The organism is Pseudomonas sp. P1_C12, assembly GCF_056406435.1.
In genome coordinates this window covers 453727-477419 of sequence record NZ_JBFUAE010000001.1, presented here as the reverse complement: position 1 = coordinate 477419, position 23693 = coordinate 453727, and the positions used below count along the sequence as shown (strand labels likewise).

Sequence of the window (23693 nt, the reverse complement as noted above, 5' to 3'; positions counted from 1 at the left end):
TTGTCTCCCTATTCGTCCTGCCAGATCTGGGGCACACCGTTCCCACGGCATACCTGAACGACAGGTGGGCGGTAGGCTACGGATCGATAGGCCGCGGCAGCCAGCTCGGTGCAGAGCGTGTTGGTGGCCAGTAATTTTGTTATCCCCACCTTTCGTTCACCTTCCAGCCTTTCGTTCAGGCTGTTCAATGCATCTGTCGGATCACCGTCCTCGGGATCGAAAGCGTCAATCATGAACAGATGAAAATCGTCGTTCTTCCGCTGATCTTCAGTTATCTGTTCCCAGACAACGCCTGCCGAGGTTTCCTTGCGTCGCCAGACCTGAACGCCCTTCTTGCTCCAGGCGGGGGGAAAGGAAGTCAGAGAGCGAATGCGGGCATCGAACAGGATCGCGAAACTCGCGGTTTCAACCCGCTGGAGCAGTCCGATTGCAGCATCGAAGGCAAGCAACCCGGCGGCGCGACGACGTTCGACATCAAGCACTAGCCGCACGCCAATGAAGAAGTCGTCAGCCGTAATAGGCTCGGCGGGCACCTGCGGGTCTGCGGGGGGTGCGGTGCTGGGTCGTACGAGGTAGCGGCCGCCCATCAGCGGGCTATTCTGCGTCAGTACCGTGGAGGTGGCGTCTTTGATGACCGTCAACCGTACGGCAAGGGGCGCGAGCTGAAGCATGCGCGGAGTGTCGGGCCACTCGTCGGCGGCCAGCAGTACGTCCGGCCACACCTGAGCGAGGGTACGCGGGTGAGCGAGTGGCAGCATCTGCGCAGCTTCAGGTCCCGTGCAGCGGGCACTGAATACCGGCGCAAGGGGAACTCGAACGCGCAGGCCGGTCGGCCAGGTAGCCTGGTCCTCGATGGTGATTGGCAGCTTTTGCAGGTCGCCGCTCAGCCAGTCGAAGCGAAAGGCCGAGGCCGGCTTTACCTGCGAGGTGCTGGCGGACACACAGGACACCTGGACAAGAGGCATCGTGACGCCATCGCTTTGGTCGACGAGGAGCACCCGGGCATGAGGGTCTGGCAGCAGGCCAACGGGCGCTATCCTGTCCCTGGTTTTCACTTCGTAGGCATAGTGGTTTGCAAGTGCGTATGGGTCGAGGCTCTCGATCAGACGTGCGAGCCGTATGCGCAGGACTTCCCCGGTCGGGGCGAGGTGCGGGCGGACTCGGCTGTCGCTCTGCGCAAACCGTGAGGTGCAGGCGCTGGCGAACGCGGTCTTGTGATCATTGACGATGCTCCAGGGCAGCGGCTCCCGGGTCACCACCGCCTTCGACTCAGGCAGGGGGCGCAGGACATCGGGTGCCTGGGCCGGAAGGACGGTGGTCTTTTGGCTGGACCAGATTCGCTCGCCAGCATCGGCGAAGAGCTTGACCGACTGGATGTAGTAGTAGGGCTCGGCACTGACCACATAGCGCGAGGCGCCCCAGCGCGCATCCGGTGTCTGTGCCAGCAAGGTCTGCGCGGACGCGGTGCTGTCGAACGCGATCGCCTCGGCAGTTTCAGCGTCCAGCGGTTCGGGCAATTGGACGGTAATGGGCGTGTGCAAAAGTTCGGCGTTCGTCAAGGTGCACATCCAAGCCTCCTCGGCGAAGCGTCGTGTATAGCTGTACCAGATCGCGCCAAAGCTGATCTTGCGTCTCGTCGGCAGGTTGTTTCCAATCGCCAGGTCCCGTTCGCCGTGAACCACGACCAGATCGTGATAGCGACGCCCGTTCTCACCGGCGCGCGCCCAGGCGTGCAGCAGCTTCGGCGGCTCCAGTTTACGTACGCGAGGGAAGATGACATGGGCGACGTCGCGGTCGCTGGACGGCGGCTTGATCAGAGGTTCGGTGCGTTCCCCGTTCACGATCCCCAGCCAGGAACGCCAGAGCCGTTCGTAACGACCGACCGGTACCACCGCGTAGGCGCGTTCCCCGGCCCATTCCTCATCGAGCAAGCGCGAATGGATCAGCGTGCCACGACCGTCGACGGCAATGCGCAGCGGCAAGAGGCTTTTGGGCTGCGCCGTGCCGATATAGGTGTACTCGTTTTTCGAGTCCAGCGACCAGGCAATGGGTGCCGAGCGGAAGAAGCGCGCGGACCAGATCATGTAGGCGGCCCGCAAGTCATCCATTGAAGCTTCGACGCGGGCCAATTCTCCGCGCCAGGTTGGCATGTTGCCAGGCGTCGATTGGGGGCCGCTTTGCAGTTCTTCGGGAGTGTTCGCGAAGGCGAACTGGAGGTAATCGAGCAAACGCGTCAACGAGGTGCTCCCCTGGTCTACCAGGCGTTGTTTCCAGAGCCTTGGGTCGACAGGGAAGCGACCGAACGGGGAGAGCGTGGTGTCGAGGTTCTTGATCCGACTGGGCAAGAGTGGGAGAGGATAGTTCGCATAGTCTTCGTAAGGCTCGAAAGTGACCCGGGCGATGCGCAGGGCATCGGAAAAGACGGTTTCGTAGTTCTCTTTCCCGTTTTCGAAACGGACAAAGACCACATCTCCTTTTTTGAGCAACGAAGCGTCGTGCTCTATAGCCTTCGCCAGGACAAGCGGCTCTCTGCTGCTATCTTTGAAAACTACCTCACAATCAGCGGATAGCTTCAGGATGGCACCTGACTTCGGTTGCCCCGTGAGGCTGATGACCTCATAAGAAAAGACCTGTAGCGGCTTTTCGTCCTCGCCGGTGAAGGCCCGATCGGGAAGTGGGCGCAGGGACAACTGGATCATCGAAAGCCCGATATTCTCCAGCAATTCAGAATCGGTGCCAGCCCGATAAGCGTGTGGATGCTGGATGGGTAGATCGATGTACAGGTGTTTGCGAAGCTCGATCTCGATGTCGCTTCCCTGTACCCGTTGTGCCTCCTTGATGACCTTGTCGATAGCATTCAGAAGCTCGGTCTTATGAGCCTGGGCATCGAGCAGGATGCCGGTGTAGGGGTCGCGCAGCGTGATGACAGCAGACAGGCCGAGGCGCTCCAGTGCTGCCCAGCCATAGGGGTCGAGCGCTTCGGTATCGGCCATGAGCCATTTCAACGGGTCAGTGATCGCACTGCCTTTGCCGGCGATAACCTGGACCTGGCGCTCGGCTTGCGAGCCCTGTCCGGCCTCATCCACAAGACAGCCCACCAGCACCGCAAGGTATTCGTGAAGCAGGCCATTGGTCGTAACGCGGCCCAGGTCGCGCCATCGGTCAAGTTTTCCAAGGTCTGTCTTTCCGGCGCGCATGGCGGTGAGGAAGATGGGTGTCGGCCAATGGAGTTCCGATTCTGCCCATGAGAACCAGACGGGCCATTGTTCTTTCATGTCGTCGGGCATGACGTCGCGTTGGTGGAGGAAATCCTGGGTCAGGACGAAGAGGGGCGTCTGTGCTTCCCAGTTCGGCACGTCCGACAGGGTTGCGGGCGTCTGCCGTGCCAGGGCAGCGTTGCTTGGCACCAGTTCCGTCACGTGCTTCCATTGAGCGGTGAAGCCGCTGTTGGATTTAAGGTCGGCATTGAGCAGGGATTCGAGTGGGCACTCGAACAGGTTGTAGGCTGCATAGGCCGTCAGTGGACGTTGGGCATTGCCAGAAGACGGTTTGGCGTTCCATGTGATCGAGATCATACGGGCACGTCCGGGTCTGTCCACGAAGACCAGCTGATCCTTCTGTATCCCCATCTCCGTTTGCACCTCTTTCTGCATCACAGGCACCTTGACGCCGGCGACCTGCGCAACAATATCCTCGCACTTGACCTGGGGCAGCCCTGAATCGGCATTAGGAGTAGGCCACTCGAAATGCGGCAGAATCCGCAGTGGGGCGGATTTGCTTTTGGCTGCATCCCGGGTTTCGTTCGCAGCGAGCAGGTGCAGTTGCACCGGTGTCAGGCCGGACAGGCCTGTCGCTTTCGCGAGCCACTCCCCGGCGCGGGTACCGGCATAGGAGGTCGCGCGCACGAACAGTCGCCACGCGCGCCCGCCGTCGACAGCAGCGGATCGCCGTTGAAAGAACCACAATGCGTCCTCACGTTGCGGGCTCTTGTCGGGAAGTGCGATGCCATGATGGTCATAGACATCAAGGCCTTGCAGATCGATGCAACGATCGAGGTCCAGGGTGAGCAGTCGATCAGCCGGTGCGGGCTCGTCAGGGGAGTTGTTGGCGGGCGGTTTCGGCACGCTATAGGAGAAGAATTGCTGGGAGTCAGACGTAAAGCGCAGCAGCGGCTCAGGCAGCACGATGACAATATCGCCTGGCGCCAGCGCCTGCCCGGTGACGCTCATGAGGCCGCGGTCGGTGGTGTCAAGCGCCTCGTCGGGGTAGGCGCCCAGTGGCAGGCCACGCAGGGGGCGCAGGACCAACTGCCAGCCGGCGGTGGCGGCAACGCCTGGGGTGGTGGGCAAGCTGGGCTGCCGCCAGGTGATCGCAGCGCTGATCTGCGCTGGCGCGTTGGCTTTTACCGCTGCGGCATTGAGCAGGCCCATCCTAAGGTGCAGGTCTTCCGGCGGCAGCGGTGTGAGTACCGGCTCGAAGGTCATGACGCTCGAGAAGATTGCGCCCCGTGAGCCCGTCTGGCTGATGGGGACAATGCTGACGCCCACCTGGACCAGGGTCTGGACCCCGGCGAAGCCTTTGGGCAACAGCTGTTGGGTGCTGGTCAGGTACTGATAGGAGGTGCGCCGGTAGGTCGACTTGCTGGCGACGTCGGCCGGACTGACTGTGACGCACTTGAGTGTCGTGCCGCGAGACGCGTCGGAGAAGGTGATCTCGTAGCACCGCAGGTAGGACTCCACGTCCTGTTGGGCACCTTTGGCGAAGGAAGGCGCAGTGCCTGCCCAGTTGATGTCGAACCTGACGCCGATGCTGTCCTCGTCGAAATGAGGATTGATCTGCGGAATGTCCGGTGAGTTGTGTTCGAAGTCGAGGGCGTCGAAGTCGATCACCGGTGCCAGCTCGAAGGTGCCCCAAAGCACAGCATCCGCACCTTTGGGAGTCTTGACGAACTTCAATGTCGGGTACTTCGTTGCAGACGAGGTCTCGGGACGTTTGTTGATCCACTCAGGTTTGCTCTTGGCACGCACACACACAATCATGCCCAGGTGGAACAGCGATGGTTTATCGGGCGGCGGGGAGGGCGAATCCGGGCGGCCCGAGACAAAGCGGGTGGTTTGCGCAATGCGTACCAGGTCATCGTGCAGCGCCTGGAGTAGTAGAGCCTGGTTGCCCATGGCCTGGGCCTTGACCTGGTCGCTTGAGTCGTTGATGGTTTCATCGGGCTCAAGCATCTCGGCGATGAAATCTTCATTGGCGCCAGGTGCATTGTGCGTTGGCGGATGCGATCGCACCTTTTGACTCATCGCAGTCCTGGTGTAAGGCCAGGCCAGCGTGGGTGAATAGTCGGGCCAGTTCAACGGAAATGACTGTTGATCCTTTTCTACCTCGCTCGGGTTCTGGAGGTGCCAGCAGCCGGCAACCAGCTGGTTGAGGCCAAAGGGTGTTTTTTGATCATCGATTGGAATGGCGCACTTGCGCAAACGGATCTCGCATTTCGGTTCTGTGTCGGTGTCCACCCACATCCAAGTGTTTGAAGCCTTATCGAGGATCGGTACGAAAATATCCCCTGACAAGTCGGTGAGATCGAGATAGGCATAAAGATCATCTTGATCGTTGACGGGTGGGTAGAACACCGATTCCACAGGCCCCGGCATGATCCAGACGAACCACATCTGCTGATCATCGTCACGAGCACCGTCCACGTGCACGGTCACAAAGTCATCCCGACGAGGATCCGACGGATCGAGTGGGAGCAGGTCGTCCATTGCCAAAGCTATCCCCGGAGTGACCGTGGCAAACGCCTTCAATGCTTCGGTATTACCCAGACCGACCTTGTCGAACCCCGGCATGGGTGGCGCCTTGCCGGCTTCCAGCAGTGAACCCATGTAGGGGCTGAGTCTGTTTCGGGCCTCATCGAGGCCACTTTCGTTGAGCCCCACCGCCACATGGATCGCCAGCCTGCGTCCGAAGGCGCCAACCAGCACTGTCGCACGGCCACGAAAGCCCATATTGAGCCCTTGTGTGCCCATTTCGAGGGCGACGAGGATCTGCAACTCCAGGGCGAAGCCGATATCGATGCGGATGGAGAAGAACTGGGTCTTGATTCGAAACCACGCGGCAACCGAGAAGCGTACGCAGATGTCGAGCCCGTGAGCGGCATAGACGGCACCCTGGTCAGGCTTTGAGGGGTAGGTCCCGATCAGCATGCGAGTGGCGAACTGGATAATCGCCTGAGCCTCAACCTTGGCGCCGATAAACCCCGCGTCAATCCCGCCAGAAAGGCTCAATTGGCCACGGGCCGAGAAGAAAATGCCCTGGATCATCAGGTCGCGCTCGATGCGCATGAGCACGCCACCCCGGCATTCCAGATTCAGCCCACCGAGCTTGAAGCCGAAGGCCAGCCGGTCCGGCCAACCGAGTTCGGCATGGAACAGGCCAGGCTCGATCAGCAGAGTGGCTTCGAAATGGCTGAGCTTGAGGATGTCTTTGATGACCTCGGGTACTGGCTGGTCCTTTGGCCCCATGTAGGGGTTGGCGCCTTTGGCAACATGCGCAAGGAAGCGGCTCTGGGGGGCTGAATAGATCATGAAGCCTGAAGCCAGTGGGCGCGATCTCATACCCGACTCGTCGCGAAAAAAGTCGTCGACACTGATCGGGTACCAGAGCTTGGCGGCTGTCACCAGGGTGAAGTCGGAGCGGAACGCAGCGATGACCTGGGCGACGAGGGTTTGCACCTTCTTCTCGGTAACCGCTTGGTAGGCCAGCGGGCTGCTCTGGCCGGTGCCGACGGTGAAGACAGCGTCCATCGCGATGGTCCAGGGCGTGCCGTTGCCTGACAGGTCAGTGATCCAGCTATCGATCCGTGCTAGCGACTGGTAGCGGTCCAGTGCCTTGAGCATTGCCTGCAATAGCTCGCGGATCGTTTGGCGCTCGCGGAACTCCTTGACCAGCGTGATGGTGTAGCGATAACCGAAACCCAGGCCGATCTGGCGCAGGTAGAGCGGCAGCGGCGCGATCTGATAGCTGATCTTCGAGGCCTCGATGGCGATGAACCAGGCGCGCTTCCAGTCGGCGCGCTCATCCTCGCGTACCTTGACGAAGGCAATGGCCGCCGAGAGCTCCGGGAAACCGGGTATCTGTACGGTCCCTTCCCCGGCGAAACCTTCTTGGGTCGTGCTGTCGTAACGGTCTACGCGACCGGCGATGCGAAAACCCTCTGGCGACGAAATATCGACCCGTAATCCATCGAAGTAGATCTGCGGCAAGCCTTTGCCACCGGCTGGCATCCCGATGTACATGGCATGGAAGTCCAGCTTGGCTGACAGGATGTCGCCGATATCGGCAAATTCGCATTGGCCACCGATGATGATTGCCGCGGTCGGGTCCTTGAAGCCAGCGAACTTCGGATGGAAGCCGATGGAGCGGACCGTCATGCGGAATAGCTTGAACACCTCGAAGGTCTTGGGTTGCTTGAGCTCAACCACCAACTGCACATTTTCGATGAAGCTGTCCGAAAGCGGAGCGCGGATGAACTCGATGCGGATCGACCTGAAATCTGCCAGCAGCCCGGTGGTGAACTCGTTTTCGTCGGGGCTGAAGCAGGCGGAACCGGTGATCTCGAAGTAGAAACTCCGGTCGCCGTCGGCGCCGCTGCTGTAGTGCAGGCCAAGTTGTTCAAGCTCGAACTTGAAGCGCGTGCCACGGGAGAGAATCGGCTGGCCCTTGTTGCCTAGTGTGCAATCGAGGTCGGCAAGCTCAATTGAGTTGCCTGTCTGTTTCAATGCCAGTATCAGCTTGATCGGCGTGTTATCGAGAATATCGGGTAACGCACCGTCACCGTGGATGGTCAGGTAATCGAGCTTGCTGGCGCGAATTCTCAGACTGGCCTGCTCCAGCGCGAACGACTTGCTCAACCCCTTCAGGCGCAGAGGGCCAGGGATCAGTGCGGCCTCCAGGTCCAGGCCGCCGGGCCCTAGGCAGAAGCTATCGACTCGGAAGGCAAGGCTGTCGCCCCCGAGGTTGTCGTATCGAATCACCAAGTCGCAGTCGTCGAGCAACGTCAGCATGAAGCGGCCGCCGTCGAGGGTCAGCTTGAAGACGTCCATCCTCTTGGGTATTTCTGGGGTGGGAGGTGGCGCAGGCTCTTGATGCTTCGGCTTGCGTCTGAGCGCTGTGAGTTTCAGGCCGAAGAGCGTGATTTCCGTGCTGAACTCGAAATCGTCGGGCGCGGCGTCCAACGGCGCGGTCAAGGCCCAGGGGGGAGTGGTATCGTCACACTCGATGCGAAACGCCAGCTGCGCATCGTCGGCCACGCAGAGTGACAGGTCACGTGGATCGAAGCGCAGGATCACTCTGCCGGATACCAAAAAATCCGAGCCGAGGCGGAATGTCAGTTCGATTTGCAGGTCGAACCCCGTCACCCCCTGCGGTTGGCAGATACTGGCGATTCGGAACGACACCTTTTGATCCGCGTCGGCAGCGGTGCCGAACATCTTAAAGAGCTGCTCACTGGCAGCGATCTTGACTCCCAGCCGCCAGCCATCGGAGGTAAACGAGGGCGACTGAAACGCGTCGAAGGCCAAAAGTGCCGCTGGCATACGGATTTTGGCCGGTCCAGGACAGCCGGGATCGGTTCCCGTTGGCGAAGGCTCCTGGAAGTTATCAAGCAGCGATACGAGTGGAGCAGCGTCTGGTGGAACAACCTGAAGGAAGCGGGGCACACTGCCGACACGCCAACCGAGTGTGCGGATCGCCAGGGGCGTAGCACCGGCATGGCCCAGCGCAACAGTGAGATAGGGTTGGTCGCCCTGACCTGAAGTGTCTGTCATCGGACCGGTTTCTGCCACCTGACGGGTTTCGTTGCCGGCTCGGTCAGTCAGTGAGAATCCGAGGCGGGCGACAGCGATAGCGGGCAACGCTTGTGTGGGATCGGAAGTCCATGTCGGGAAGAACACCAGATGACTGACACTACCACCCTTGTCCTGCTCGGCCCCCAGAACAATCGCCTGCTCGACCGGTCGCGCGATGGTCAGCTCCAGGGCCGCCAGCCGGTGGCGCACAGCTTGCGGTGGCGGTGTGTCGTCGACACCAGTCGAACCTTGTTCCAGAGGAATCGGGAATGCAATCATCTGCCCTGTGGTAGGCAGATTCAGGCACCCGTTTTTTATGGAGGATGCCAGTGGAGCAACCTGTTGTGCCAAAACCGTGAGGGGCGCGTTGACCGATTTCCAGTCGAGCCGCAATTGTCGGTCGCTGCCTGAACTGATGATCTCCAGTGCAAAGAGGGTTTGCGCCTCGTCAGCCCCTAGCGAGCCAGCAGGCTCGTCACCCAGCAGGTCATGGGCCAGCGCCTTGAGAAAGCGCGCGCCGGCTTGACGCCAGGCCAGGAATAGCCGCGGCCCTTCACTGAAGTCACCTTCCAGGAAGGTCATGCCGTAGTCGTTGGGGGTTCCGCTGACGGGGGGCGGGGCTGCCTTCAGATCCGCGGCGAAACTCAGAGCTGGGACTTTGAAATTGCTGTATGCACTCGCAAAGGGCTCCGGAACGTCTTCGAACAGAGCCGGGCCGGCGAGCAGCGTATCGGTCATCACCTTGGCGTCGCGAACCAGCAGGCGCAGGTCCGTCGTGTGCATGGCACTCTTGCCACCGCCCTTGAGCGCGCTTGAAATCTGCAGGTCACCGATCTCCAGCAGCAGCTCGAAACAGCCGCTGAAGCCACCTTGTGGACGATTCTTGGCGAAATAGCCGAGGCGGACCCGCCAACAGGCCGCGCTGAGCGTGAGTACATCGAACGGCAGGGCGAAGTCGCAACGCTTGACTGCTTCTTGCGGATTTCGTGGGTAATACTTCTCGAATACGGTCACCACCAGCTTGTATTGGCCAGTGCTGTCCCACTCGAGGTTCAAAGCGCCGCCCACGTCGAACTGCGAACCGCTCCAGGTCACGAAGAAGTTCGTCGCGGCGACACTGATCGTATAGGTGTCCGCGGTGTTCGGATGCACGCGCAGGTACTTGTACTGTGCATCGATACCCAGTGGCATACTCAGGTTTACAGGCCGGTCCAGAGTCCAGTTGGGCAATGAAAGCTGGATTTCGTCTGGCAGCTTGAAGTTAGTCAGTTTTGCGAACCAGTTGGTCAGTCCGTCGAAGTGGAACAAGGAATCGGCGCTTTCGAACAGGCTCAGACTGGCCCAGTCCATGGACAACCCGAAGGTGGGAACATCGATCTTCAATTGCAGGTTGGGGATACCGAGCTCGCCCATGTTGGGAAGTACGGCGGCCAGGTACGTGCAGATTTCAGCTTCGACAGTGGCGTCGGCTTCGATCTTGACGCTCGATGTTGAGTCAACCCCGCCGGCGCCTGCCTTAGCCTGGATCGCCCAGCAGGCGATGAGGCTGAAGCAGGGTGCCTGCACGCTCCAGTCGCCGCCAGGTGGCCGGGGGCGCAGCACCACCTTGATCGAGGCCAGGGTGGCGCTGCCGGCGGCATGGAACGACAGGCCGGCGATGCCAAGTTCGCGTATTTCCGCTGGATCGGCACCACCCTGGGGGTTGTTGAAGTCGAGCTCCAGGGTGACGACCCGGGTGAGATTGTCGTACGTAAAACCTGCGTTGAGGTCGTCGCCCGTCACCGCAAACGACACGGAAGAACGCTGCGTTCCATCCTTATCAGCCACCGAAAAGGCAATCCGTTGGTTGCCGCCAGGATCTTGCACCTCGATCTTCAGGCTCAAGCGAGCCCAGGTATTGCCAATCAAAACATCCGCAGGTGAGCTGAAGAGTGCTTCCATGGTCTGTGCATTCGTCGAGTGGTTAGGCGCCCTGAGAGATCAGGGCTGTGCAGGGGGCATTCCGCCGTCGGCAACAGCCGAGCAGTTCACCCGCTTGGCCAGCGGTCTTCAGCGATCTTTGCCGGATTGGTCTGTTGCCCAGGGATGACTTCGGTGCTGTTCAGCTCGAACGGGGCGCGGATGGCTTTGTTCTTGTCATCGTCCATAACGAACCTGCAAAGCTTGCGAGGAGGTCGTCGCAGTTAGGTAGGAAAGCTAGGAGTGGTTAGAGGTTTTGGCAAGTTTTTAGCCGTGATTGAAGAAGGTCGGTATCGGAGGGGCGCAACGGTTGAGAGTCTTTTCATTTGTGTAGCGTCGCAGGTTGTTACTTGCAGCAATTGCTAATCCCACATGGGGTGCTAAACCTATCCAAAGCTCATGCTGAGGGATAACCCATGATTGCCCAACACGTACTGCAGTTGATCGCACTTGGCGCCATTGCGGGGGCTTTTGGTCAAGGATTGCGCGTAATAGTCGGAGTCAAAAAGGCCAATGACGAGGCCAGTAGTCAGGGAAAATCGCTTCGTGAGAAAGGCTTTGATACGTCTCGCATGTTTTTTAGCCTGTTTATCGGATCTATCGCCGGAGGTATTGGCATCTTCACCCTCACGGGTTTTTCGGATGAGGTGGCCAACAACATCACGATGCAAATGTTCTTCGGTGTTGTAGGCATCGGCTACGCTGGGACGGATTTTATTGAAGGGTTTATTCGAACGCAGCTTCCTAAAACTAGCGAAATGTATACCGAGAAGGTTTCGATTGCGCGTTCGATGGCAGCTCCCTCTGCGACGCCGATTTCCACGTCCGCGCATGACGCTATTAAGCAGTAAGCGATCCACCGTCCTCACGGTTGGCGGCCAATGAAGCGGATTTAGTCAGGCGTTACCAGCCGGCAGTTTCACGGTAGCAAGGCTTCGTAGTCTTCCACCGACAAGGGCTGCGGCAGTCGCGCCAGTACATGGCGTAACCACGCATAGGGTTCCTGGCCATCGGCTTTCGCGGTCTAGATCAGGCTGTAAAGTTGTGCGCTGGCGGTGGCGCCTTTTGGGGGGAGCGCTGAATAGCCAGGCCTTGCGTCCGATGACAAACAGCCTGATCGCACGTTCGGCCGGGTTGTTATAGATTGGCAGGTGCCCCGGCTTCGACGTAGCGCGCGAGCTTGATCCAGATGCTGGCGACATAACTCACAGCTTTACCCAAGGCGTTTTGAGCCGTAACCAGGGGCGCCGTTTTCTCCCGTATGCAGTACAGGCACGCTGCGCTCCTGGCGAACAGCCAAACGCTCGGTATCATCCCCATCCTTCACGTCGCGCTCACGTCGTGCACGGCACGCCCGGTCTTGCCCTTGGGTTGCACTTTCTGTGCATCGATTAACTCGCGCCGGGCATGGGCCCAGCAGCCCAGGCGCTCGATGCCATCCCGCAGGGCGATGGCGTTGTAGCCAGCATAATCGTCTGTCATGACTTGGCCACGATAGCCCTGGAGCAAGCGCACGGGCACGTCTTGCCCGCGGTTGGTTGCGTAGTCGAGCAGCACCACCGGGTACCCGGGCGGCCCGCCGGTTTGAACCCGCATCCAGGATTGGCTGCTGGGCTCCCGACCTCCCTCCTTGAGCAACCGCCCCCCGGGTTTCGTCGCACGGGATGAGACGTCTCACTGGGCGCGGAGGGTTTACGCCAACCAGTACCTAGTGATGTTTGCATCATTCATGGGAATCGTTACCCTTAACTATGTGACCGCTCCCGTTCAGACGAGCCAGAGGTCATCTGGGCCCAGATAGCTGAGGGCTAGTTGTCCGCTCTGTGGTATTACAGTCGCCCGTAAAACACCACCGCGAGCCGGGTTTAGCAGGTGAGACAGAACACCCAAGGTTAATCCCTCGGCGGAAAGAACGTGCGGCAGGCCTTCCCAGATATGAAGAGATAATACCGAATTAGGCGGTGGGGGTTCAGCGTGCCAAAGAACGTTGGCCGTATAGTAACGTTCCGCCCAAGTTCGACTGTGAGCGGGGACGGATTCTTCGGTAAAGCTGAGCCACAGTGCTCTCGTTTCAGGTGTCGGCCAATCGTGTTGGACTGACGAAGCGACGACTTGGGGAGATTGGAGCCACACCCGTAGTTCATGTGCCGTTGTAAACGCAGCCCCTGTATCGTTGACCGCTTTGATGGCGGCTAACCGCGAATTAAATCCGGCTTGCATAAGTATCGATGCCGACCTATTCATTGTGCCAGTCTCGACTGCTGGCATAACGAGGCCAAGCTCGTAGTCGTCCAAAGCAAGGCCGAAATCTCCAACCACGTCTCCATTCGCGGCAGCGCGGACACGCAACGCTTCCATCGCCCAAGGCAGGCGGTAGACGAGTCCCCCTTCGATGAATTGCAGGGCGTTCCCTTCCTGGCCAGCAATCAGAGCGCTCAATGATTCACCTAGAAGCCAAGAGCGCAGGATTTCTCGCCAGTTGGCAGGGAAGGGATCGGGCGCGAATGGATAGAACGTGAATACCCGCTCTGCGATTCCTGCTATGGCTCGTATGGCTGTCTCGCTATCTCCGATAAGCAAGGCTCCATTAGCCTCGATCAGTAATGCGTTAGCTTCTACTGCAACGGCGTCTAGCGATTGGCCAGCCTCCAAGCCAAGACCTGCTAGGTAGTAGCCTCGGCGAGTCGCAGCAGTAGAGCGAGCCCAAATATAGTGGCTTCGGGCCAAAAACGCCGACTTCATTATGGCGCGCGACGGCTCGTCTAATTGCATGAGACGTCTTTGCCAGAGCGAAGATTGTAAGATCGCGTCGAGTGCGGCTTCGATCCCTTCATCCGGCACATCGGAATCGCCGATCAGACCGAGTATCGCAGTGTCGAACGTCGCAATATTCCGCTCCCAATCCTTCCGAGCACGATCCTCATTTGCCAGTTTCTCACCAACTACTACCGGAAAAGTCCAGGCAACGGCGTTGTTCACGACATACTCCATAAGCTGGTTAAAGTCGCCTCCTATCCGTTTGTGCATACGCAACAGCAGCGAGCTGAGAAGCATGACTAATCCGCTCTCCATATCGCGTGCGCCTTTGTTCTCGATCAGCTCGACCCATTCATTGTGTTTCTGGTTTCGCCGATCTTCGAATATCGGAAAGAGGACGAGACCCTCTACATCGATATAGGCGCGACCGGCACGACCGATAATGTTCTTAAATTCCGATATCTTGATCTTCTCACCGTGTCTATACAGTGAATGCATCACGATCGCTGTGGCAGAAAGGTTCAATCCCTGCGCTAGCGTTGGCGACGAGATCGTAATGCGCAGGCTGCCTCTACGAAGCAGGTGCTCTACTTCCTTACGGTAAGCCGTGGGCAATGCCCCGTGGTGCAGCGCAACGCCGAGTCGCAGGCATTTGAGGATGTCGCTATCTACACCCAGCCATTCTGTACCAAGGGCAATCGCAGTCTGCAGCACGGCCGGATCGACTGTGAGTAAGGATCGCAACGCACCACGCTCGTGAAGATCGACGATGATCTTCGCAAATGGCTCGACACTGCGTCGCTCAGGACAGTAGATCAAGACTGTCTGACCATCCTCAACAAGGCGCCAAGCCGTAGCGAGGCTTAGCTCTTGCTGGTCATCGGGAAACAGACGCGTGCGCGGCCTCTTTGGCGACACGAAAAGTTGAGGGACGCTACCGGTTATGTAGCGAGGTACGAATGGACGTTCATCACCTACACGGAGATTAAGACGCGCTGTTGGGCTACTCCAAACGACCTCGCCGAAACGCAATCGGGTTGGACGCCAGTCACCCTTGATCGCGCTGCCCGGTTGATCGCGTCGAAGCCATGCTGAGAAATCCTCCATTTGTTGACCGTCGGGTAGGATTGCTGAGAGGCAAACGATCCTGCGTTGCTCTGCGTCCGGCCGCCGGAGTAAGCGTTGAATCTGCACTTCATAGCGAACCTCACGTTCGCCCGGGCCGATCATATGTCCCTCGTCGAAAATGAGCAGGCCGACATCGTTTAGCAGGGCGGGATCATTGCGTAGCGCAAAATCGATCTTTTCCGGAGTGGCGACAACGATGTCGCGCCCCCGGATTGCATCCTCATCGAGATTCGATACGCCAACGCTGCCATAGAGCGCGGAGATTGTTTTGCCTAATGGGCCGAAGGTTCGCTGCAGCGTGGTCTCAGTTTGGGCTGAAAGGGCACGAAGGGGGGTGATGAAGACTACGCGTTTTCCAGCAGCCAAGCAGCGGAGGATGCACAGTTCAGCGATGCGTGTTTTCCCGGCGCTTGTAGGAAGGGAAACGACAAGATTGTCCGTTTGATCGATAGCACGGGCGGCAGCCTCAATCTGTGATGGCCAGAGATCGATCTCAGCTTTAGGACGGCGACTCAGAGAGGCGATAAAAAGTTTACGTAACTCCACCCACCCTGGTGCTGCGCCCCCCGCCGATATCAGAGGAAGCTTCTCATGAAAGGTGTTTGACCAGAGGTCGGACAGCAGATGGATTGCTATGCGATGAGCCCACCACTGAGGAAGGAGGTTGAATTCAGCGCAGACAGCTAGATTCTCTCTCAGGCGTGCAACTGCGCGGTCTACAAGCTCCTGCTCACCCCTATCGAGAGCCAACATGTAGGTAGCGAGTGCGCCGAAGAAGTTGTCGGTGAGGGCTAGGTCTAAACCCTCAAACAAGTAGTCATGGCCATCGCGGTCGATTTCGGGGGCGCCTTGCGCCATTCGCTCTTGTATCAGGGCCGTGATCCTTACATCAGATCCTCGACCACTAAGGCGATAGCCGTAAATAAGCGTCTGAAGGCCGTTTATGTCGCGACGCATTAGAAGAGCTAGCGCTTGTTCAAGCGGAGAGAAGTTTTCCTCATTGGCGACTATCGCGAGGAGTGAGTAAGCGCGCGCCGAGAGATGAGCAAGATGATAACTCGCGGCCGCCATAACGAAATGAAAGTCTCGATCACTCTCCCTACGATCACCTTTTGCCATCACTGCTTCAAGTGCAGTTGCTGCTTGTACGAACGCCAAGCGAGCTTGGATTGGATCGCCATCCATCTCGAGTAGGCGCAGACCTAGACCGAGCAAGCCATACGCGTAACTGTGCAGTTCGAAGCTAAGCTGCGTGCCAAACGCGGGAGCGCCCGCAGGTAGAATGCCGTCCCGCCAAATGATTGCCCTTGCCTGCCCCTGCGCGATCAATCTGCCTCGAAAGCCGGGTGCTGACGCGGCCTCGATCGCGGCGATGATCGCATCGCGACTAGTTGCCATCGGCGATCACACGGTCATAAACGGCGCCTACGAAGGCCGCATGTTCATCCACCTGGAGCCCTACGGCCCATTGGTTTATGGTGCCAGGATAGGCCTGGAGTGATTGGCTAAGCATCGCCCCAGGCGCGTTGCCGGAGAAGGTGAAAAGCAGATGCTGCACGTTCTCGAGAGGGATGCCGTGGCGCACCAATGCGTCATCAATGGCATCCACTAGAGGGATATTGTCGAGGTCAAGTAACCGCGCTGAAATGAAAGATAGTGCATGTGCAGATGGCCTTCCCTCATCTTTGTCTAGGCCTGCGCGCGCTTCGTTGAGTGTTTGGGCTCGCAGGTCAATTCGGCTCTTAGCTTCCGTTTTTAGGAACTTGAGGCGCAGGGTGGCTGGGTCGAGGAGCATGCCGATCACGTCGTCTCCGCGCATTGCCATATTACGGTGATCTTTCCAGCGCAGCCGTTTGATCGGCGCCCGATACCCACTATGAGCATTGATCCATTCGGTGGCGTAGATTTCACCCAGGTCACCTGAACGAATCTGAGGCGTTTGCGGCAACAGTCCATTAATCAAATGTGCGGCGCCTGTTTTACCCAATCGCGCTAGAGCATGAGCGATGCGATCCTCAGCCGCGTAGTGGGAGGGAATTGCTGCTGCGGAGAGCTCGATAGCGTTTTGGGCATCTGCGGCTCGCCCCCTCATGACTCGCACATAATGATTACCAACAGGGGTGTCGGCCCAATCGCACCAATCGTTGAATTGAACCATGTGTTTGTCCTAATCCTGTCAAAAGCAAAGGCCGTAAGCTTGGAAAAAGTATGAGGCTTTAGGCTTCTCGCCGTGCCTTATGGTCCAAGACCAGCGTAAACGCAATTTCTACTGAACTGTTGCTGGCGGCGCAAAAAACTGTCGTCCGAGCGGTGTTACGGGTGATCCCCCAGAAGTACCTTGATTCGCGATGAAAGCGGATGGCTCTAAGATAGTTAATCTGTCCGGGCCAAGCGGTGCTAATTGCACCCTTCTCAGGTATAAACGAATGCGGTGCCATCCTTGCCCGAGAAAGATAGGACGGGATAGAAGGCTGTCAAGGACGCTTATACCTAGTATTTACAAATGCTGGCGAGGAGGTTGTTTTGGTTTCAGGGACTGGATTGCACCGCGGATCGGAGTGGCGCCGCTGGGAGCCGCACATTCACGCTCCTGGCACGGCTATGAACAATCAGTTTTCCGGCCCGACAGCTTGGGAGGACTATCTTGCTGCTCTGGAGCGTGCGTCACCGGCGATCGAGGCGATCGCTGTAACTGACTATTATGTTACGGACACTTATCAAGAGGTCCTACGCCACAAGGCAGCTGGACGCCTTCCGGACACCCAGCTCATCTTCCCGAACGTTGAGCTAAGACTGGACGTAGCTACCGCAAAAGGTGGGTTCGTCAACCTTCACCTTTTTGTGAGCCCAGAAGATCCTGATCATATCGAGGAGCTCCAACGGCTTTTGTCGCGCCTGCAATTTAACGTGATGCGCGACCGCTTCGATTGCACGCGAGCTGACCTCATCCGACTTGGCAAAAAAGCAGACCCAAATATTACGGACGACCAAGCAGCATTGGCTTACGGAGCGAACCAGTTCAAGGTCAACTTCCAAAAACTGCGCGAGGTGTTCGGAGAGAGCGAGTGGGCAAAGAAGAATATTCTCATTGCCGTTGCGGGTGGAGCAAACGATGGAACCTCCGGAGTGCGTGAGGCTGCGGATCAGACTATCCGACGTGAGATAGAAGGCTTTGCCCATGTTATTTTCGCTAGCAGTGCCGCCCAGCGCGAATTCTGGCTTGGTCAACGTCAGCTAAGCCGCTCAGAAATTCGTGCGCTATACGGAGGCCTCAAACCCTGCCTACATGGCAGCGACGCTCATAAGCTGGAAGAAGTTGCCAATCCGTTTGGAGATCGTTTCTCTTGGGTTAAGGGTGGTCTTGAGTTCGATGCACTGCGCCAGGCATGCATCGACCCAGAGGGGCGAGCCCATGTTGGAGCTGAGCCTCCAGCCTCAGCGACGCCTTCACAGGTTATTTCTCAAATCGAAATCCTCAATGCGCCATGGCTAACGACCCCCGTCATTCCACTGAATCCTGGCCTCGTCGCAATTATCGGTGCGCGTGGCTCGGGCAAGACTGCCTTGGCCGACATGATCGCAGCAGGGTGCGACTCTATTTCTGATGAGGTTTGGGCTGCGGATGAGTGGGCGAACCCTTCGTTTCTCGTTCGGGCGCAGCCCCTGATCGGCGATAGCAAAGTTAAGTTAAGTTGGGCGGCGGGGGAACCGAGTGTTCGATCACTTAACGGCTCAGACGCTAACGGTCCTTATGCTTATGAACGAGTACGCTATCTGTCACAGCAATTTGTGGAGGAGCTCTGCTCGTCTAGTGGGCTTACTGACGGGTTGTTACGTGAGATCGAACGCGTGATCTTTGAGGCTCATCCCGACGAGGGACGTGACGGCGCATTAGATTTTGAGGAATTGCTTGAACAGCGCGCGACGCGGCATCGTCTTGCCCGTGAACGTGAAGCAGAGGCGGTTGCCCAAATTTCTGACCGAATCAGCATCGAGTTAGAAAAGGAGAAGGTAGCTGCGACCTACGAGTCCAATGCGGCTCAGAAAAAGAAGCTTGTCGACGCTTACACTACTGACCGCGCCAAGCTAGTGTCCCCCGGTAGCGAGAAACGTGCTGCGCGCCACACTGAGCTGGCGAGTATGGTGAATACCCTTCGTACAAAGCTACGGCGTTTCACAGGGCAGCGGCAAACCTTTCTCGCCCTCCAAGACGAGGTAAAAGATCAACGCCGCAACCAGGCACCAGAGACGCTAAGACAGGCGCAGGCTCGTCATTCCAACAGCGGCTTGTCGGATGAGCAGTGGTCGGAATTCTTATTGGACTACAAGGGACCTGTTGACAGAAATCTCGCCGACTTCATCAAGTGGGTTGACGATAAGATCGCAGCTGTAAAGGGAACGGCTCCGGGTCTCGGCGAACCCAGCACGCCCTATTTTCCCGATGATACCGATCTGAGCACGCTCTCGCAGGCAATGCTCGATGCAGAGATGACACGATTGGAGAAGCTTGTGAGCGCCGATAAGGAGACTCAGCGCCGCTACACCGCTCTGTCCGGTAGCATCGCGACCGAAACCGCAGCGCTCCAAATCCTGACAGATAAGCTAAAGGATGCTCAAGGGGCGAAGGCGCGGGCCAAAGATCTGCAATCCGACCGTGAGGAGGCCTATGGGCGAGCATTTGACGCCCTTATCGCTGAGCAGTCGGTGTTGGAGGCCCTATACGCTCCGTTAATGGTACGACTGTCCAAGGCATCGGGAACGTTGAAAAAACTATCTTTCTCTGTCGTGCGCATTGCTAATGTGGAGCAATGGACTTCAGTTGCTGAAGACGGATTAATCGACCTCCGAAAGAGCGGTGCATTTCGGGGTAAGGGTACGCTTCTGCAAAAGTCGAACGAGGTCCTCAAAAGTGCTTGGGAAACGGGTGACTCAATAGCAGTTTGTGCCGCAATGAAGGAGTTCCGGCGCTTGTATCAGAAGGAACTGCTTGATCACGCACCTGTACCGCAAAACGACCAAGCAGAATTTCGCGCTTGGTCGAAGCGATTCGCGCAATGGCTGTTCAGTACTGACCATATCTCGATCAGGTATGGTATTGAGTACGACGGGGTTGATATCCGAAAGCTGTCTCCGGGCACGCGAGGGATCGTCCTGCTATTGCTCTATCTGGCACTGGATGATAGCGACAACCGTCCTCTAGTGATCGATCAGCCTGAGGAAAACCTGGACCCGAAGTCGGTTTTTGATGAACTGGTCCACCTTTTTGTTGAGGCAAAAGCGCATCGTCAGGTGATCATGGTGACGCACAATGCCAACCTCGTCATCAACACAGACGCCGATCAGATCATCATTGCTGAGTCTGGGCCGCACCCACATGGCGCGCTGCCTCCAATCACCTACCGGTCTGGCGGTCTGGAGAATGCGGACATCCGTAAAGCCGTTTGCGATATTCTCGAGGGCGGCGAAGGAGCGTTTCAAGAGCGGGCGAGGCGTCTACGGGTGCATCTGGATAGGTAATTATTTCCGTCCAGCTAAGTCACCTTCCGAACTCCGGCATTTAGGGCGATGGTGTCCGCGTATTTATGCGGACACCATCGCCCTTTTCCACCCAGTTAGCTCATTTCAAACGGAGTGTTCATGTCGGGTTCCATGATCAAGCTATTGCCCAGGCGTGTAGCGGGGGCTGTGCTCTTAAGTCAAGCCTCCGGGATTGTCATTGCTCATACTTCGACAAGTGCGAGAAATGGGTTGTCTGGCGGAATCGGTTCTAGAAGTGACGTCGGCTCGGCAATCAGATATCCCTTCAAGGTGCTTCTCTTCCTAGGGCCCTGCACTTGGCATGCCCAGATGTTTAGGCCATTGTCTCTCTTTCTGTGGACCTTCAGTTTCTCAAACTGCTTTTGCACCCATCGCCATTCCTCACCTGCGGAATCGGCCCCTAGTGAGATGCCCGGAAACTCCTGAACGTAGCGCTGAAAAAGGCCAGGCGTGACCAGGAACACAGTACCGCCCACCATATGGATTTTAGCCTTGCTGTCATTGATGATCAGCTTGTGGCTCAGGATGCCTTCCTTTACCCAATTCAGGAATGCCTGGCCTGGGTTATCCGATGGACGCGTTGAAGTATCGTCAGCACTTTCTGACAGTGAATCACTGGTCTCAGGCTCATCCAACTCGAACATGTTCAGCAACGTGCCGAGGTAATCGGCATCCTCTACCGTCAAGGTATCCGGCTGCGGTTGACTTTGACCTGATCTTGCACGGACTGTCTCGAGCGTTGGTGTTGATACTGGGGTGTCGGTTGAGTGGTCATGGGCCGCAATGCTCACCGTTCCGCTGAAAGTCTCGGGCCGGTCTTCGTTTCCCCAAATCAGTGCCGGCTGAAGACGCAGAAAGGTGAAGCTCTGCTGCCAATTTTCCTGTGTCACAAACGCAGTCCAGATGGCTTTGCCTTCCGGCGTGGACTCAACCAATCCATGTGACTGCAGCTCGTCGAACACCGCAATGTTGGAGGAAGGAATGCCCTCTATCGCTTGCGACAGCAGATAGGCCCGTAGCTTGTCCGTGACCGTCTTGCTGACCAGCCAGAGTGCGTCCTGGGTCAGCCATCCCGCGGCACCCGGCTGGTTGAGTTTCAGCTCGTGCTGAACCAGATGACGTAGTCCGCTGATCAAGTGATGTTGCAGCGAATGAATTGGTGCTTGCAGCGCCTTGCTCGGGTTACCGCCAATGTTCTGCGCAGTGGAAACACGGTCGGCTTGAATGACCAGCTCACCCAGCACGCCGGCGCGTTCGTACTGACCGGCCAGGACATACAGCAAGCTGGCCCACAGCGACGGAAATCCACTGAGCCAATCGAGGATCGGGCGGTCGAGAATCTGGGTGTAGAGCAAGCCGGTTGCGGCGCCGTGCAGGTGATAGTCGCGACCTTTGACATAGCGAAAACGGTAGGGCTGATCCAGGGGGCCGTGCCAAGGATGCCAAAGACGGCCATCCTGACGTTCGACCTGCAGGTCCACGGCGATCTTGCCGATGTCATGGAGCAGGGCACCATAGGCGATGCCGGCGGACCAGGCATCGGTCTGGGCGGCTTGGTCTTCGGGTGCGGCGCCGGTGGGAAGCAGATACGACTGACGCAGTTTCAAACTGCAAGCGACCAGTTCCAGTCCATGGTCGAGCATGCCGCCAAGATAAGCATGGTGGTGCGTCTCGCTGGCTGGGAGTTGCTGGACCTGTTCGGCATAGCGATGGATCGGATTTAAATAGAGTTGGATGAACTGCGCGTGAGAGAGGGCAGTGTACTGCCAGATACGATCGAGCAACTGGCGGCGGTGCTCCGCTGCTAACAAGCTGTGGGCCGACTCGATGGGCAGGTAACCTTCGGCGACGCTCACGCTCGGTGGCGGAGGGAACTTCTGCCTTTTGTGGCGAAACAGACTGAGCATCGTGACCTCCGGGAAGTGGCGGGGTCAGTGGCCTTTTAGCCTTTTCGGATAGGGCTCTTACCCTTGAGTCCCCATTCCCTTTCAACCCTTACCCGTCCTTTTGGCTTGGGTCCCTTTGTGCGGCAATCGGAATATCGATACGGCTAGGCGTCGTTTTGTTGGGGCTAGTACGGCAAAGACAAGAGTCGGTACACTGCGGTGCATATTTTTTGGGTCTTGCCATGAACCTCACTGACGCCACGCTCGTGCTGCTGCTCGCGGCACGTATCCATGGAACTGACGAAGCCGTCCGGGCCTCGGCGAAGAGCGTGGTCAAGAAGTTGCCGCGCAGTAAACGCGATCTGATCTACAAGGTAATCGACAGCCGGAGTCCGCTCGAGCTGGTGGATTTTCTGGCGCAGAATCTGGATGCGGAATGACAGGCTGCGGGTGTGCGCCCATCCCTGACCCATTGCATCAGAGTCCCGCGACATGGGTTTTCTGGGCGCAGAAAAAAGGGCCCAACTCGCGTTGGGCCCTGTGATGCGATTGCAATGGTGAGTTAACGATCAAACTCCATCGTTCATGCATCGTGAGTCATCCATTACCACCTGCTTCAGTTGCTGCTCCAGGTTGAATACATACTCCGAGGCGCTTCGGGCCTGACCACTGGCGCGAAAGATCGCGCGTTTGTCAGCCTGGAGTAGGCCTAGCCAGGAGTCGATGTAGCCCTCGTGCCGCAGTTGCCCCTGGATACCGGCGTAGGCACATAAAAAAGCAGCGCCCATCTCGGCGACCAACTCCTCAAACGCGTAGCCTGGCGAGCCGAATGGACAGGCTGACGTCAGGCCTTCGCGCTGCAACCGAGCTTGATGCCCGGTCCAGTGCGTCAGCTCATGAAGTGCCGTGGCGTAGTACCCGCCTTCATCTTGAAATTGTGCTTTTGTCGGCAGTTGGATGAAATCCCTGATCGGATGGTAAAAGGCTTCGTCGGCAGGTCGATGAACGATGCGTGCACCTGAACTTAACAGCAGGTTTTCCGCGGCGCTGTTGGGCTGGAAGGGATCAGTCTGTTCCGTTTCGAGCAGGGTTTCATTGAGCATTTCGAGCCCCTCCGTTTGCTCGATGTTGAACAGAAAATGTGTTCTGAGAATGCCGAAGTAAGCGACCTTGGGCTGACCATTTTCGTCGAGTACGGGGAGACCTGACTCTGTCTGTTCCTCGCGCTCCATCGGCTTGTAGAGTACTGCCAGAGTGCTGTGCTCACCCTTACGGATGTGCCCCCCGGCCTTTTTGGCCTGGTTGAACGTCAGCCAACGGTCTTGAGTGAACCCCTGCAACCTGGCCTCGGCCCAGAGCAGCGGTAAATTGATGCCCGAGTAGGGACGACGCGTGATTGCGTTGATGGGATAGGGTTGATGACGGATGTAGGCGGAGCCATTTGAAGACCAGGGTTTGATCCAGGGGGTAACGCCTTGGTCCAAAGCTTTAACGATCTTGTCTGTCACGTCTTGGTAGATATCGCGCATGGCAATTTCCTCGAGAGAAAACCGAGGAACGCCGTGCCCGTCGGGGA

8 protein-coding genes and 1 pseudogene are annotated in these 23693 nt (G+C 57.9%); 3 read left to right on the top strand and 6 right to left on the bottom strand.

What is annotated here, in order from left to right; all coding sequences use genetic code 11:
* Positions 1 to 8: 8 nt before the first annotated feature.
* Positions 9 to 10790: a hypothetical protein gene (locus AC1D19_RS02200; RefSeq protein ID WP_477762216.1), complete on the bottom strand. Its 10782-nt coding sequence runs from the start codon at positions 10788 to 10790 to the stop codon at positions 9 to 11.
* 434 nt (positions 10791 to 11224) lie between these two features.
* Here AC1D19_RS02200 and AC1D19_RS02195 point away from each other — a divergent pair, with 434 nt between their 5' ends.
* The gene (locus AC1D19_RS02195) at positions 11225 to 11659 is read left to right on the top strand and encodes a hypothetical protein (protein WP_477762215.1); all 435 of its coding nucleotides are present in this window, start codon (positions 11225 to 11227) and stop codon (positions 11657 to 11659) included.
* Positions 11660 to 11727: 68 nt separating this feature from the next.
* Here the strand turns inward: AC1D19_RS02195 and tnpC are convergent.
* From tnpC to AC1D19_RS02180, 3 genes and pseudogenes are all read right to left on the bottom strand, one after another.
* Positions 11728 to 12477 (bottom strand): annotated as a pseudogene (gene tnpC, locus AC1D19_RS02190) (IS66 family transposase); the annotation flags it as partial.
* A 98-nt stretch (positions 12478 to 12575) separates the two neighbouring features.
* Entirely contained in the window at positions 12576 to 16091 is a 3516-nt protein-coding gene (locus tag AC1D19_RS02185; protein WP_477762214.1) for a DEAD/DEAH box helicase, read from the bottom strand.
* Positions 16081 to 16851, bottom strand: a complete 771-nt coding sequence (locus AC1D19_RS02180) for a Hachiman antiphage defense system protein HamA (RefSeq protein WP_477762213.1) — start codon at positions 16849 to 16851, stop codon at positions 16081 to 16083. The genes AC1D19_RS02185 and AC1D19_RS02180 overlap by 11 nt, the downstream gene beginning before the upstream one ends.
* Before the next feature lie 365 nt (positions 16852 to 17216).
* Between AC1D19_RS02180 and AC1D19_RS02175 the strand changes: the two genes are divergently transcribed.
* Positions 17217 to 20210 (top strand): TrlF family AAA-like ATPase, encoded by a 2994-nt coding sequence (locus tag AC1D19_RS02175; RefSeq protein ID WP_477762212.1) that lies wholly within the window; start codon positions 17217 to 17219, stop codon positions 20208 to 20210.
* A 203-nt stretch (positions 20211 to 20413) separates the two neighbouring features.
* On the opposite strand, the gene mobH is transcribed toward AC1D19_RS02175, so the two are convergent.
* The gene (gene mobH / locus AC1D19_RS02170) at positions 20414 to 22138 is read right to left on the bottom strand and encodes a MobH family relaxase (RefSeq protein WP_477762211.1); all 1725 of its coding nucleotides are present in this window, start codon (positions 22136 to 22138) and stop codon (positions 20414 to 20416) included.
* Between the two features lie 221 nt (positions 22139 to 22359).
* On the opposite strand from mobH, the gene AC1D19_RS02165 reads away from it, so the two are divergent.
* The gene (locus AC1D19_RS02165) at positions 22360 to 22557 is read left to right on the top strand and encodes a DUF7740 domain-containing protein (RefSeq protein WP_007901093.1); all 198 of its coding nucleotides are present in this window, start codon (positions 22360 to 22362) and stop codon (positions 22555 to 22557) included.
* Positions 22558 to 22686: 129 nt separating this feature from the next.
* Here the strand turns inward: AC1D19_RS02165 and AC1D19_RS02160 are convergent, their stop codons facing one another.
* Positions 22687 to 23646 (bottom strand): ArdC family protein, encoded by a 960-nt coding sequence (locus tag AC1D19_RS02160; RefSeq protein ID WP_477762210.1) that lies wholly within the window; start codon positions 23644 to 23646, stop codon positions 22687 to 22689.
* Positions 23647 to 23693 lie beyond the last annotated feature (47 nt).

Excerpts from the sequence above, each read along its gene's own strand:
- AC1D19_RS02180 (WP_477762213.1), bottom strand. The coding sequence starts at position 16,851 with ATGGTTCAATTCAACGATTGGTGCGATTGGGCCGACACCCCTGTTGGT.
- AC1D19_RS02160 (WP_477762210.1), bottom strand. The coding sequence starts at position 23,646 with ATGCGCGATATCTACCAAGACGTGACAGACAAGATCGTTAAAGCTTTG.
- AC1D19_RS02195 (WP_477762215.1), top strand. The coding sequence starts at position 11,225 with ATGATTGCCCAACACGTACTGCAGTTGATCGCACTTGGCGCCATTGCG.
- AC1D19_RS02165 (WP_007901093.1), top strand. The coding sequence starts at position 22,360 with ATGAACCTCACTGACGCCACGCTCGTGCTGCTGCTCGCGGCACGTATC.
- mobH (WP_477762211.1), bottom strand. The coding sequence starts at position 22,138 with ATGCTCAGTCTGTTTCGCCACAAAAGGCAGAAGTTCCCTCCGCCACCG.
- AC1D19_RS02185 (WP_477762214.1), bottom strand. The coding sequence starts at position 16,091 with ATGGCAACTAGTCGCGATGCGATCATCGCCGCGATCGAGGCCGCGTCA.
- AC1D19_RS02200 (WP_477762216.1), bottom strand. The coding sequence starts at position 10,790 with ATGGAAGCACTCTTCAGCTCACCTGCGGATGTTTTGATTGGCAATACC.